Annotated in this window: 12 protein-coding genes; 6 read left to right on the forward strand and 6 right to left on the reverse strand. The window is 63.3% G+C overall.

The features are described 5' to 3' along the window. Positions 1–311 precede the first annotated feature (311 nt). Positions 312–1094, forward strand: a complete 783-nt coding sequence (locus AC0L2H_RS10040; protein WP_473590046.1) for an SDR family NAD(P)-dependent oxidoreductase — start codon at positions 312–314, stop codon at positions 1092–1094. 52 nt (positions 1095–1146) lie between these two features. On the opposite strand, the gene AC0L2H_RS10045 is transcribed toward AC0L2H_RS10040, so the two are convergent. Next, positions 1147–2025, reverse strand: a complete 879-nt coding sequence (locus tag AC0L2H_RS10045; RefSeq protein WP_473590047.1) for an N-acyl homoserine lactonase family protein — start codon at positions 2023–2025, stop codon at positions 1147–1149. Between the two features lie 24 nt (positions 2026–2049). Beyond that, entirely contained in the window at positions 2050–2526 is a 477-nt protein-coding gene (locus tag AC0L2H_RS10050; RefSeq protein ID WP_473590048.1) for a hypothetical protein, read from the reverse strand. 217 nt (positions 2527–2743) lie between these two features. Here AC0L2H_RS10050 and AC0L2H_RS10055 point away from each other — a divergent pair, with 217 nt between their 5' ends. The 5 genes from AC0L2H_RS10055 to AC0L2H_RS10075 all read left to right on the forward strand — a co-directional run bounded on the left by AC0L2H_RS10055 (position 2744) and on the right by AC0L2H_RS10075 (position 7926). Then, positions 2744–3724 (forward strand): LacI family DNA-binding transcriptional regulator, encoded by a 981-nt coding sequence (locus AC0L2H_RS10055; RefSeq protein WP_473590049.1) that lies wholly within the window; start codon positions 2744–2746, stop codon positions 3722–3724. Positions 3725–3874: 150 nt separating this feature from the next. Further along, complete coding sequence (locus AC0L2H_RS10060; RefSeq protein ID WP_473590050.1) at positions 3875–4708, forward strand: SDR family NAD(P)-dependent oxidoreductase; 834 nt, start codon at positions 3875–3877, stop codon at positions 4706–4708. A 59-nt stretch (positions 4709–4767) separates the two neighbouring features. Next, positions 4768–5568, forward strand: a complete 801-nt coding sequence (locus tag AC0L2H_RS10065; RefSeq protein WP_473590051.1) for an N-acyl homoserine lactonase family protein — start codon at positions 4768–4770, stop codon at positions 5566–5568. A gap of 50 nt (positions 5569–5618) precedes the next feature. Continuing rightward, positions 5619–6527: an NAD(P)-dependent oxidoreductase gene (locus AC0L2H_RS10070; RefSeq protein ID WP_473590052.1), complete on the forward strand. Its 909-nt coding sequence runs from the start codon at positions 5619–5621 to the stop codon at positions 6525–6527. A gap of 31 nt (positions 6528–6558) precedes the next feature. Beyond that, positions 6559–7926, forward strand: a complete 1368-nt coding sequence (locus AC0L2H_RS10075; protein WP_473590053.1) for an MmgE/PrpD family protein — start codon at positions 6559–6561, stop codon at positions 7924–7926. Positions 7927–8042: 116 nt separating this feature from the next. Here the strand turns inward: AC0L2H_RS10075 and AC0L2H_RS10080 are convergent, their stop codons facing one another. The 4 genes from AC0L2H_RS10080 to doeB all read right to left on the reverse strand — a co-directional run bounded on the left by AC0L2H_RS10080 (position 8043) and on the right by doeB (position 12632). Next, positions 8043–9422 carry an aminotransferase gene (locus tag AC0L2H_RS10080; protein WP_473590054.1) on the reverse strand — a complete coding sequence of 460 codons (1380 nt, stop codon included), beginning with the start codon at positions 9420–9422 and terminating at the stop codon, positions 8043–8045. A 38-nt stretch (positions 9423–9460) separates the two neighbouring features. Continuing rightward, complete coding sequence (locus AC0L2H_RS10085; protein WP_473590055.1) at positions 9461–10954, reverse strand: NAD-dependent succinate-semialdehyde dehydrogenase; 1494 nt, start codon at positions 10952–10954, stop codon at positions 9461–9463. A 132-nt stretch (positions 10955–11086) separates the two neighbouring features. Beyond that, positions 11087–11578: an Lrp/AsnC family transcriptional regulator gene (locus AC0L2H_RS10090; RefSeq protein WP_473590056.1), complete on the reverse strand. Its 492-nt coding sequence runs from the start codon at positions 11576–11578 to the stop codon at positions 11087–11089. Between the two features lie 46 nt (positions 11579–11624). Next, entirely contained in the window at positions 11625–12632 is a 1008-nt protein-coding gene (gene doeB, locus AC0L2H_RS10095) for a N(2)-acetyl-L-2,4-diaminobutanoate deacetylase DoeB (RefSeq protein WP_473590057.1), read from the reverse strand.

Raw genomic sequence — 12632 nt, forward strand, 5'->3', positions numbered from 1 at the left:
CAAGCCTCGAAGCGGTGTGCCTCTCCAAGTCCGTTTGGCGCCCCGCGAATTGGGTCCACGGCTTGCTTAGCTGCCTGGATCGGTCGCATTTGATACCGGTATCATAAATTACATTCGGAAGGGCGGCAATAGGCGGCTTGCTTGTCCGGAAAATTCGTTTTTGGCCCAAAATTGGACAAGCGCCGCTACACTGCGCGCATCTTTCCCTATTTTCACTTGTTAGCGGTATCACGTCAAGGTTATGGATAGCCACGGCGCGGGCGATCCTTGCCGCGAATGTCTTGAGGCCGCGGGCCATAGGAGGAACCAACATGCAAGTGAAATACGATTTTTCCGGCAAGAACGTCATCTTGATCGGTGGAACCACCGGCATTGGCCGTGCCACGGCGCTGGCCTTCGCCCAGGCGGGGGCAAATCTTTTTGTCGCCGGCATCGGCGCCGAATTTGGCAACAGCCTCAAGGAGGAGGTGAAGCCGCTGGGCGTCGAGATCGAGTTCATGGAGACCGATGTGCGTGACAGCAAGGCGATGGCCGCGCTGCACCAGAAAGCCTTCGAGCGCTTCGGCAGGATCGATGTCGCTTTCAACAATGCGGGCGTGCCCGGCAAGACGGCGCCCGTGCACGAGCTCGACGACGCCGACTACGACCTCTTGATGGACGTCAATCTACGCGGCATGTTCAACGGACTGAGGCATCAGATCCCGCATATGATTGCCAAGGGCGGCGGCGCGATCGTCAACACGTCATCGCTCTTCGGCGTCATGGGTTTTGCCACCACCGCCGTTTACTGCGCGAGCAAGTGGGGGGTGATCGGGCTAACCAATTCGGTGGCGCTGGAAGTGGCGCGCAAGAACATCCGCGTCAACGCCATCGCGCCGGGCTCGGTGATGACGCCGCTGCTGCGCGGCATGTTCGGCAGCGAGCAGGGGGCAAAGGATACGGTCCTGCCGATGATCCCCATGGGGCGCATCAGCGATCCGTCCGAGATTGCCCAGCTTGTGCTGTTCCTCTCATCGGACGCAGCCTCATTCATTACCGGCCAGGCGATTGTGATCGATGGCGGCGGCTTCGTCGCCGGCGCTGACCAGCTCTGAATTCTTAAGGTGCAGCTTGGGCAGGGCGTCTGTGCGCCCTGTCGCGCAAGGTTCAATCCACCCAGCTTTTCTCGCCCTTTGCGAGCGCGATCTCCACCACCTGCAGGCCCTTGTCGGTGAGCCGCGACGGAAATGTGGTGCGCAGCCGATCCTCGTGGACGGGAATCACCCGCCGCACTTCGCCACCCACCGATTTCAGCATCTCAACGCTGGAGAAGATCAAATTGTGCTGGCTGCCGACGGCAAGGCCGATCGGCACGATCTGCGGCGCATCCGCATCGAGGCCGGTCAGATTGTCGTAGGTATAAATCAAGTCGCCCGCGAAGATCCACTTGTCCTCGCCATCCCTGGCGCCGTCGTTGCGGATGGTGACATACATGCTGCCATAAGTATGGGTATCGGCGGCCAGATGGACGTCGATGCCCGGCAAGACATCCTGCTGGTCGCCGTCGATACAGATCATGCGGCCTTCCTTCGCCGCCTCGACGGCGCGCACGATGTCGGCGGGATCGCCGCCACCGGTCAGGAAACGGTATTCCGGGCCCAAGGTCAGAGCCCAGACCCATTTGTCCAGCTCGCTCTTCTGGACATAGAATTTCGCGTTTGGAAACAGATGCATGGCGCCCATGTGGTCGAAATGGGCATGGGTGATGAAGATGCTGGTCACGTCTTCCGGCTTGACGCCGCATTCGGCCAGAACCTCGCGCGGTCCGTGATAGTTCGAGACCCCGTAGGCGGTCGCCAATTGTTCGCCATAGGCAACGTGGTCGTAGCCGGTGTCGATCAGGATCGTCTCGCCTTTTCCCTTAAGCAGTGCGTAGGCATAGGGCAGTTTGCGTGTGCCCTGATGCTGAGGGCCGTACATCATGACGCTGAAGGGAAACTTCTCCACCGCCGCATATTCGAGCACCCAAATCGAGTAGTCCGCCATTTCATCCTCCCTGATACCGTTGACTCACGTGACTTCCTGCAACAAGCGCTGCGGCGCATGGGCCGCGCAGCACGCCTGGCCGAAATCGACAAGTTCGAAGCCCGGCAACAGACGGGCCGTGGCTCGAAGGTGGTCGCTTGACGCCCGCAGCGTCCGGACGAGCAGATCGGTTTGCTCAGCGGTATCGATCCGGCGAGACTCCAACGCCGCGACGCAGGCGCGGAGGAGCGTTTCGGCGGCGCCATGCAGATGGTGATGGTGATGCGTAGCGACTTCGGGCACTGCGAGCGCGCGCACCTCCTCGGCTGCTCGCGTTGCTGCCTCCCGCGCCCCGGCGAGCGCGCCTTCGGCGAGCGCGGCGCGGCGGCGCGAGGTCATCAGCAACAGCGCGAAGCCAGCGACTTGCGTCAGCGTCTCGCTGATCAGCTGCTGTACCGGTCGAGCAGCCGCCACGTAGCGAAGCACCGCCCGTTCCTCTCCGCTGTTTGCCGTTCCATCCATTGCGATCTCCACGGAACCCCTGAATGCGCAAAGCCTTTCAGGCAATACTGGATTTTGGTATCGGTAACAATACTATTGCGGAATTCTGTCGTGAAGGCTTGTTTGCCCACTCACGCAGTGATTTGATTTCCGCCGCCACATCGGACTGTGATGGGAAATGCCGAAGAGATCGTCTGGAGACGGAAATCCGCATAGCGGCAGTGCGAGGATGCGGGACGTGGCGGCTCGCGCCGGCGTCTCCACCATGACGGTGTCACGGGCGCTGAACGAGCCTGGCAAAGTCTCCGAAGAGATGCGCGAAAGGGTGCTCCGGGCGGTGCGCGAGATCGGCTATTTGCCGAACCACCTGGCCGGCAGCCTGTCCTCGAACCGCTCCACGACGATTGGACTGATCGTGCCGAGCATCGACAACTCGATCTACACGCAAACGGTCAAGGGCTTGTCGGAGGTGCTCAAAAGCTCAGGCTTCCAGCTGATGATCGCCGAGTCGGGCTATGACCCAAACGAGGAGGAGGAGCTGATAACGGTCTTCCTCAGTCACCGCGTGAGTGGCCTGGTTCTGCACAGTACCGAGCATACGCCGCAGGCTGCGGAAAAGATCCGGAAATCAGGCATACCGGTGGTCGAAAACGGCAATATACCCAGAGAACCGCTGGATATGGTGGTCAGTTTCTCCAATTACGATGCATCCTATGCAATGACGATGCATCTCGGCCGGCTCGGATACCGCAAGATTGCCTTCGCCAGCCTCTACTCGGTCCACAACGACCGCTCGCAGGACCGGTTGCAAGGTTATCATGCCGCGCTCAGACAGCTTGGCCTCGATCCCGATCCCCGTATCGTGCTGGAGACGGAGCGCGGCCTCGCCGCCGGGGCGGAGGTGATGGCGCGCGTGGTGCAGAGCGTGCCGGAAGTCGACGCGCTGTTTTGCGCGGGAGACGTGCTGGTCGTCGGCGCGCTCTTCGAGTGCCAGAAGCGCGGCTGGGCGGTGCCTGGCCGGATCGCTCTGGCAAGCTTCGACGACGTGGACCTTTTGCGTCACGTCAGCCCATCCGTCACCACGCTGAGGCTGCCGCGCTATGATATCGGCGAGCGAACGGCGCGTATCCTGCTCAGCCGAATCATGGACGGGGCCGAGCACCTGCGCGGCAGTGTCGTTGATCTGAAATTCGAATTGATCCAGCGCGAAAGCACTTGATCGCCGCGACCCGGTAGCAGCGGTTGCATCGCTGACGGCGCTGCTCTATAGTCCATTTCTGTTACCGGTACCAAAAAGATTACTGACGCGACGCTGCGTCCGGGCCGGGACGAGGACTTTGGCGATGCTCACGAAGCGGCGGGGCAGGATATGAGCGTGTCGAAGGAAACAGAACAGGCGATGCTTCCCGCCTCGGCAAAAGTCCTGAAGGGACGGCGTGCGTTGATCACCGGCTCCACCGCGGGGCTGGGACAGGTGATGGCCGCCCGGCTTGCCGAGGCCGGCTGCAGCGTGATGCTGCACGGGCTCGAAACGCCCGAGGCGGTCGAGCCGCAGCGCGAAACCCTGGCCCGCAGGACAGGCTCACAGATTGCCTATCACAGGGCTGATCTGTCCACGCCAGCAGGGGTGGATGGGCTTGTCGCAGCGGCCAACGCCGAACTTGGCGGGGCGGATATCCTTATCAACAATGCGGTCGTACGGCATTTCGCATCGATCATGGATTTCCCGCCCGATCAATGGGATATGGCGCTGGCCGTGAACCTCTCGGCCATTTTCCATGCCGTCCGCCTGTTGCTGCCGCAGATGCGGGCGCAGAACTTCGGGCGCATCTTCAACATAACCTCCGTCTACGGCATGCGCGGCACACCAGGCCGTGTTGGCTATGTGACGACGAAGTCCGCTATTCTCGGCCTCACAAGGGCAGTGGCACTGGAGAATCTGGACGTCGACGTCACCTGCCACAGCCTCTGTCCCGGCTCGGTGCTGACACCGGGGACCGAGAGCCGGGTGGAGGAGTTGATGGCGGATCAAGGTATTGACCGCGGCGCGGCGGAGCGCCTCTTTCTGGAAGGCAAGCAGCCCGGCGGCAGCTTCGTCTCGCCACAGAGCGTCGCCGACCTCCTGGTCTTTCTCTGCGGGCCGATTGCGCGCGACATGACAGGAGCCATGCTCCCGGTCGAGGGTGGATGGCTTGCGAGCTGAGCTGATCCGGATCGACGTGACCCGGCCGGATGACGCCATGGCAGCGAAAGGAGGCACGCATGGATGACACTTATGAACTCTACGCGGTTCGCTACGGGCACCACGACCGCAACGCGGCGGCGAATTTCATCGGCGGCGATCCGCACGACGGCCCAATGCCGCTTGACTATTTCGTCTGGGCCATCGTCGGCAAGACGCGGACCTTCGTGTTCGACACGGGCTACGACGCAGAGGTGGCTGAGAAGCGGCAAAGGCAGCTGCTGCGGCCGGTCGGCGAAGGCCTGAAGATGATCGGGATCGACCCGGACAAGGTCGAGGACGTGATCCTGTCGCACATGCATTTCGATCATGCCGGCAACCACGACCTGTTCCCGAATGCCCGCTACCATGTCCAGGACGTGGAGATGGCCTATTGCACCGGGCGCTGCATGTGCCACGACTATCTGCGCCATCCCTTCGCCTATGAGGATGTGGCCAGCATGGTGGCCAAGCTCTTCGCCGGGCGGGTGACGTTCCATGACGGGATCTCCGAGATCGCGCCGAACCTCACGGTGCACCGCGTCGGCGGCCACTCGAAGGGATTGCAGGTGATCCGGGTGAAGACGGCGCGCGGCTGGGTGGTGCTCGGGTCCGATGCCTCGCACTTCTATGCCAATTTCGAGCAGAACCGGCCCTTTCCGGTGCTGGAGAGCGCCACCGACATGCTCGAAGGCTACGCCACGATGCGCAGGCTCGCCAGTTCGCCCAAACATGTCATTCCGGGCCACGACCCGCTTGTCCTGGCGCGCTATCCGGCCGCGCTGCAGGGGGTCGAGGATATCGTGCGCCTGGACCTCAATCCGATTGCAGCAGCGCCATGAGCATTCGCGCGCGGACCTGAGCTGCACTGGCTTTCAAGCAGGAGATCACGATGACCAAACTCAAGCTGGGTTTTGCCGGCATAGGACGCATGGGAACACCGATGGTGAGACGGCTGATCGCCGCTGGCCATACCGTTACCGTCTTTGACACCAACACCGTCGCCGTCTCGGAACTGGCAGGAGAGGGAGCGGGAAGGGCCGCGACCCCGGCGGAGCTGATGGGTCAGTCCGATGTGGTGCTGTTGTCGCTGCCGACGCCTGAGATTGTGCAGGCCGTCGCCCTCGGGCCCGACGGGCTTGCATCGGGGAAGGGGGCCAAAATCGTCATCGACCTGTCGACCACTGGCCCGCGCACCGAGCGGCAGATCGCCGAAGGCCTGAAGGCGGCTGGCATTACGACGGTCGACTGCCCGGTAAGCGGTGGCGTCGGCGGCGCCGAGAAGGGCACGCTGGCGATGATGGTCGCCTGCGACGTGTCTGTCATGGAGACGGTGCAGCCAATCCTCGAAGTGCTCGGCAAGCCAATCCATGTCGGCGCCGAGCCGGGCATGGGGCAAATGATCAAGGTAATCAACAATTTGATGTCGGTGACGGCGCTGTCCATTGCTTCCGAGGCGCTGGTGCTCGGCACCAAGGCCGGCATCGATCCCGACGTGCTAATCGAAGTGATCAATTCGGGCAGCGGCAGCTCCAATGCGACGATGACCAAGATTCCGAAATTCGTCCTGACCCGCAGTTTCGATTTTGGCTTCTCGATCGGTCTGTCGGCGAAGGACATCCGGCTCTGCCTCGAGGAGAGCGACGCGCTTGGCGTGCCGATGATCGTCGGCGGCGCGGTACGGCAGCTTCTGACGGTGGCAAAGGGCGATCTCGGCGCGGATGCGGACCTGACCGAAATCATCAAGCCGATCGAGGGCTGGGCCGGTGTGACCGTTGCCGGCGGCAAGGCGAGGGGCTGATGCGTCGCGGTTGCAGATCGGAGACCCGCGCATGACCGGCGCTGTTTTACAGCCTTCCGCCACAGGCCTCTCGCGCCGGCTCGCGGCTTTCGTTCACCGCTCCCGCTGGGAGGATGTCCCGGAGCCGGTCCGCGCGCACGCGATGAGATCTGTCTTCAATGGCTTCGGAACGGCGCTCGGCGGCTCGTCAGATCAGGCGGTGCTGCGGTTGACCGAGAGCCTCGCGCCTTTTTCGGCCGGCGAGACCGCGACCGTCATCGGCCATGCCCAGCGGCGGGACGCATTGACGGCCGCTTTCCTCAACGCAGCGGCGATAAATGTCTTCGACTTCGACGACACCCATGCCGGGACGATCATCCATCCCACCGCGCCCGTCGCGCCGGTCGTGCTGGCTTTTGCCGAAACGCGCCCGGTGAGCGGCGCGGAACTCCTCCATGCCTTTACCCTGGGGGTGGAGGTCGCCTGCCGCATCGGCAACGCGGTCTCGCCCAGCCACTACGACCGCGGCTGGCACATCACGTCGACATGCGGGATCTTCGGCGCCGCCGTGGCCGCCGCGAAACTTCTCGATCTCAGCGAGGACGAGATCCTCTGGGCGCTCGGCAATGCCGCCGCGCAGGCTTCCGGCCTGGTCGAGACGCTCGGCTTCATGGCCAAGAGCACGGGCATCGGCAATGCGGCTCGCGGCGGTCTTGTCTCGGCCCTGATGGCGCAGTGCGGTGTCGAAGGGCCGCCGCAACCGCTCGAGGGACCGCGCGGTTTCCTGAAAGTCTGCTCGGACCAGCCAAGGCCCGAACTGATCGAGGGTGGACTGGGACGGGATTGGGAAATGCTGCGCAACATGTTCAAGCCTTACCCCTGCGGCGTGGTGCTGAACCCTGTGATCGATGCCTGCCTTAGTGCCCGCGCCGAACCCAATTTCTCCGCTGACCGAATTGCCGAAGTCGTCGTACGCGGCGCCCCTTTACTCAAGGTCCGCGCCGATCGGCCGGAAGTCACCACGGGGCGCGAGGCGCAAGTGAGCGCCCAGCATGCGGTCGCCGTCAGCCTGCTGCGCGGTCGTGCGGGTGCGGAGGAATTCAGCGATGCCGCCGTGAACGATCCGCAAGTGAGGGCCTTGCGCGCCAAGGTCCACGCGGTTGAGATCGATGCCGGCACGCCGGTCGAAGCCGCTCATGTCTCGATCCGATATGCGGATGGCTCCTCGGTCGAGGTGACCGAAAAAGTCGCAAACGGCAGCCTTGCTCGACCCATGTCGGACCCAGCGCTCAGAGAGAAGTTCGTCGCGCTGGCGCATTACGGTTGCCCAACGCTCACTGTTGCTCCGCTTGCCGACGCGCTTTGGAGCCTTGCTGATCTTGCAGACGCCGGTGCTCTCATGGCGCTCGCCCGGCCTTGACCCGAAGTTGCCCGCAAATGAGGTTCTTCGATTTATACCCTCATCTGGCTAAGGCGCTGGACATCCCGGCCGGCCTGTTGGGCGGCCTCTACGGCATAGTCCCATCGGTGAGGATGTCAGCCGTGGCCGAACACGCTGTTCACCGCGTCCGCTGTTTTTGACACGACGATGTCGGCTTCCTCGCGCGTCAGGCAGAGCGGCGGGGCGAAGCCGAGGATGTCGCCTTGGGGCATGGCCCGGCCGATGACACCACGCTCAGCAAGCGCTGTGGCCACCTGCGGCCCGATCTTCAGCGAGGCATCGAAGAAGACGCGGTCATCCTTGTCGGCGACGAACTCGACCGCCGCCAACATGCCGTCGCCGCGGACGTCGCCGACATGTCTGTGGCCGCCCACGGCTTTCGCAAGTTCGGCGCGGAAATAGGCGCCGGTCTCGCCGGCGTTTCTGACCAGGTCCATCTCGTCGATCAGTTCGAGATTGGCGACGCCGGCGGCAACGCAGATCGGATGCGCCGAATAGGTCCAGCCATGGCCCAGCGAACCGAGCTTGTCTGAGCCTTGCACCAGCACTTGCCAGACCTTGTCCGAAACGATGACGCCCGACAGCGGCGCGTAGGCCGAGGTCAAGCCTTTGGCGATGGTGATGAGGTCGGGCTCGATATCGTAGTGGTCGGAGCCGAACATCGTGCCCAGCCGGCCGAAGCCGGTCACCACCTCGTCGGCGACCAGCAGCACGTCGTATTTCTTCAGCACCGCCTGGATTTTCTGCCAGTAGCCGGCTGGCGGCGGCACGATGCCGCCGGTGCCGAGGATCGGCTCGCCGATGAAGGCGGCGACGGTCTCCGGCCCTTCGGCGAGAATCATCTCCTCGAGCTTGTCGGCGCAATATTGCGAAAACTGCTCCTCGCTCATCGAGCGGTCGGCGCGGCGGAAATAATAGGGCGCCTCGGTGTGCAGGATTGGGGCGCGCGGCAGGTCGAAGGCATTGTGGAACAGATCGAGCCCGGTGAGCGAACCGGTCATGACGCCGGAGCCGTGATAGCCGCGCCAGCGTGAGATGATCTTCTTCTTCTCCGGCCGTCCCAGAACATTGTTGTAGTACCAGATGAGCTTGATGTTGGTCTCGTTGGCGTCGGAACCCGACAGGCCGAAATAGACGCGGCTCATGCCTTTCGGCGCGCGATCGATGATCATCTTGGCGAGCGTGATCGAGGCCTCGGTGCCGTGGCCGACATAGGCGTGATAGTAGGCCAGGTTCTTCGCCTGCGCGGCGATGGCGTCGGCGATCTTCTGGCGGCCATAGCCGACATTGACGCAATAGAGCCCGGCAAAGGCATCAATGCTCTTCTTGCCATTGTTGTCCCAGACGGTGACGCCTTCGCCGCCGGCCATGATGCGGGTCGGGCTCTCACCCCGCGCGTGCGTGCCCATGTGGGTCGAGGGATGGAAGAAGTGGTCGCGATCCCAGGCGGCGAGTTCGTTGGACTGGTCGAGCATTCTTTTGACTCCTGACGAAACGAAGAACCCAACGCGGCTTAGGCCACGTCGAGACAAAGGTATTTGAGATCGGTGAAGGCCTCCAGCCCGTGGCGCGAGCCCTCGCGGCCGATGCCCGACTGCTTGACGCCGCCGAAGGGGATCGGCGCGCCGGTGATCTTGACGCGGTTGATCGCCACCATGCCGTAGTCGAGCGCGCGGCCCAAGCGCTGCTGCCGGGCGCCGTTCTCGGTCACGACATAGGCGACAAGGCCATATTCCGTGGCATTGGCGCGGGCGACGACCTCGTCCTCCGTATCAAAGGCGGCCACTGCCGCGACCGGTCCAAATGTCTCTTCGCGCATGATCAACGCATCGTCCGGCACGTCAACCAGCAGCGTGGGCTGGTAGAACAATGGCCCGGCCTGGTGGCGGCCGCCGCCGGTGAGGCAGCGAGCGCCGCGGGCCAGCGCATCGGCGACCTGTTGCTCGACCTTCCTCACCGCGCGTTCGTGCATGAGAGGTCCGATATCGACATCCGCGGCAATGCCGTGGCCGGTCTTCAAGGCCGAAATGCGCGTGGCAAAGGCCGCGCAGAAACGATCGTAGATACCGCGCTGAACAAGGATGCGGTTGGCCGCAAGGCAATCCTGCCCGGAGGTGGCGAATTTAGCATCGACCGCAATCGTCACCGCCTTGTCGAGATCGGCGTCGTCGAAGACGATCAGCGGTGCATGGCCGCCAAGCTCCATGACCAGGCGTTTCATCGTCGGCGCGCACTGCGCCGCGATCAGCCGGCCGACTTCAGTCGATCCGGTGAAGCTCATGGCGCGGACGCGTGGGTCTTCGCACATCCGCCCGACAATCGCCGAAGCACTGCCGGTGATGACGTTGAAGACGCCCGCCGGCAGGCCGGCGCGTTCGCCGAGCTCGGCCAACGCCAGCGCCGACAGCGGCGTTTCGGAGGAGGGGTGCGCGACGATGGTGCAGCCGGCGGCAAGCGCTGCCGCCGCCTTTCGGGTCAGCATCGCCGCCGGAAAATTCCAGGGCGTGACGACGCCGACGACACCGAGCGGTTCGCGCCGCACCATCATCTCGGCGTTTGGCAGATGGCTGGTGACGCTCTCGGCATTGAGGCGTTTTGCTTCTTCGGCATACCATTCGACGAAGGAGGCGGCGTAATCGATCTCGCCAAGCGACTCCTTTAGCGGCTTGCCTTGTTCCAGCGTCATCAGCAGCGCCAGATCCTGCTTGGCGGCAATGATCAGCTCGAACCATTGGCGCAGGATTCTCGACCGCTCTTGCGGCAGCAGTCCGCGCCAGGCCGGGAAGCCCCGGGAGGCCGCATCGATGGCCGCCGTCGTTTGCCCGGCGTCGAGCGCGGCGACCCAGGCGACAGTCGTGCCGGTCGCCGGGTCGGTGACTTCGAAACTCTTTCCGGCCTCGCTCGCCGTCCAGCGCCCATCGACATAGGCGAGCTCACGCAACAGCCGCCGGTCGGCCAGCTGGTCGAGCGCTTCGTGACGGTGCGAGCGGGCGAAATGCGCGGACATGGTCGAGCCTCCCGGTGCAGGTGTTACGGGCAAGACTATCCGCACGGCACGGACAGAGAGGCTGTTTGCATGTCCCGGTGTAGAGAGATTGTCTTTATTGCGCCGCCCTGCCAGACGATCTCTCTGATGTCGCTATGGCTGCGCTGGCAGCAGTTCGGCTACCGGCAGCACGATCTCTTCCTTGACCGTCTTGGTGACGATGTAGGTGAAATAGCGGTCGATGCCGATTTCGCGTTCGAGCAAGCCATCGACGAGACGCTGATAGGCGTCGATATCGCGCGCCATCACTTTCAGCACGTAGTCGACGCCGCCGCCCACCGACCAGCAGGAGACGATCTCGGGCATGTCGCGGATGGCGCGCTCGAAGCGATCGAAATCGGCTTGGCGGTGGCTGGCAAGTGTCACTTCCATCAGTACGGTGGCGATCGGCGCCAGCGCACGGATCGCCACCTTTGCGTGATAACCGGAGATGATGCCGGCCTTTTCCAGCTTGCGCAGCCGCATCCAGCAGGGCGTCGGCGACAGGCCGACCTTTTGCGCCAAGGCAAGTTTGGTAATGCGGCCGTCTCGCTGAACGGCCTCCAGTATCCTGAGATCGATGGGATCGAGCCGCGCGGATGTCATTGCGGACAACTCCGCAGGCCTGGAACCGCATCGTGGCGGATGAGCCTCATTCGATGGCAACCGCAATGACGCTGGCGCAATCGCCGGCCTTGACGAGACCGGGAAAGTGTCGCGCGACGAGAAGGCCCGACATTCTTGCCACAATCTCCTTCGGCGTCACGCCGGTCCGGCTGATGGGGTGAATGCGGGCAACGACCTGTCCGGCTGTGATTGGTTCGCCAAGATCAACCATCGTCTCGATCATACCGTCGTCCTCGGCAAAGCAGAAGCAATCGCCTGACGGCATGTCCAGCCAGCGCGTCGGCCGCTGATCGACAGCGCCGGCGACGATGCCCGCGTGTCTGAGCACATTCAGAACACCACGCCGGGCAATGCTGACCGTATGCGCGGTCGACGTGCCGCCGCCGCCAAGCTCGGTGGTGACGAAGATCTTGCCGAGATCTTCGGCGGCAGTGTCGTACATGCCGACCGAGTCGATTTCGAGCATCTTCATCGACCATGGCGCCGAGAATGCCTCGACGGCTGCGAAGGCCTTTGCGGACAACGCCTGGTCGGGGAGAGTGTGCGCGGCACAATAGGGAATGAAATCAAGAGTTTTGCCGCCGGAGTGGAAGTCGAGCACGATGTCCGCGCGGGGCAATAGCTGGCGCTGGAAATAATCGGCGATTTTCTCCGTCACCGCGCCGTCAGGACGTCCGGGGAAGGATCGGTTCATGTTGCCCTTGTCGATCGGCGAGGTGCGCGTGCCGGCGCGAAACGCCGGGTAGTTCATGGCCGGCACGATGATGACCGTGCCGTTGACATCCTTCGGGGACAAGGTACGCGCAAGCTCGAACAAGGCAAGCGGTCCCTCATACTCGTCGCCATGATTGCCCCCGGTGAGAAGGGCGGTCGGCCCGTTGCCATTGCGGATCATGGCGATTGGAATCATCACCGAGCCCCAGGCCGAGTCGTCACGGCTGTAGGGCAGGCGAAGGTGGCCATGCTGGACCCCTGATTTGGCGAGGTCGATGGTCGGCGTGATCGACGAGGGCCGCTGGGCATCTGTCGGCAT

The sequence above is a fragment of the Mesorhizobium sp. WSM4871 genome, from assembly GCF_055811295.1.

What these genes read in the sequence shown, in the direction of transcription:
- AC0L2H_RS10040 (WP_473590046.1), top strand. Translation starts at nt 312, where the DNA reads ATGCAAGTGAAATACGATTTTTCCGGCAAGAACGTCATCTTGATCGGT.
- AC0L2H_RS10045 (WP_473590047.1), bottom strand. Translation starts at nt 2,025, where the DNA reads ATGGCGGACTACTCGATTTGGGTGCTCGAATATGCGGCGGTGGAGAAG.
- AC0L2H_RS10050 (WP_473590048.1), bottom strand. Translation starts at nt 2,526, where the DNA reads ATGGATGGAACGGCAAACAGCGGAGAGGAACGGGCGGTGCTTCGCTAC.
- AC0L2H_RS10060 (WP_473590050.1), top strand. Translation starts at nt 3,875, where the DNA reads ATGAGCGTGTCGAAGGAAACAGAACAGGCGATGCTTCCCGCCTCGGCA.
- AC0L2H_RS10065 (WP_473590051.1), top strand. Translation starts at nt 4,768, where the DNA reads ATGGATGACACTTATGAACTCTACGCGGTTCGCTACGGGCACCACGAC.
- AC0L2H_RS10070 (WP_473590052.1), top strand. Translation starts at nt 5,619, where the DNA reads ATGACCAAACTCAAGCTGGGTTTTGCCGGCATAGGACGCATGGGAACA.
- AC0L2H_RS10075 (WP_473590053.1), top strand. Translation starts at nt 6,559, where the DNA reads ATGACCGGCGCTGTTTTACAGCCTTCCGCCACAGGCCTCTCGCGCCGG.
- AC0L2H_RS10080 (WP_473590054.1), bottom strand. Translation starts at nt 9,422, where the DNA reads ATGCTCGACCAGTCCAACGAACTCGCCGCCTGGGATCGCGACCACTTC.
- AC0L2H_RS10085 (WP_473590055.1), bottom strand. Translation starts at nt 10,954, where the DNA reads ATGTCCGCGCATTTCGCCCGCTCGCACCGTCACGAAGCGCTCGACCAG.
- AC0L2H_RS10090 (WP_473590056.1), bottom strand. Translation starts at nt 11,578, where the DNA reads ATGACATCCGCGCGGCTCGATCCCATCGATCTCAGGATACTGGAGGCC.
- doeB (WP_473590057.1), bottom strand. Translation starts at nt 12,632, where the DNA reads ATGCCGACAGATGCCCAGCGGCCCTCGTCGATCACGCCGACCATCGAC.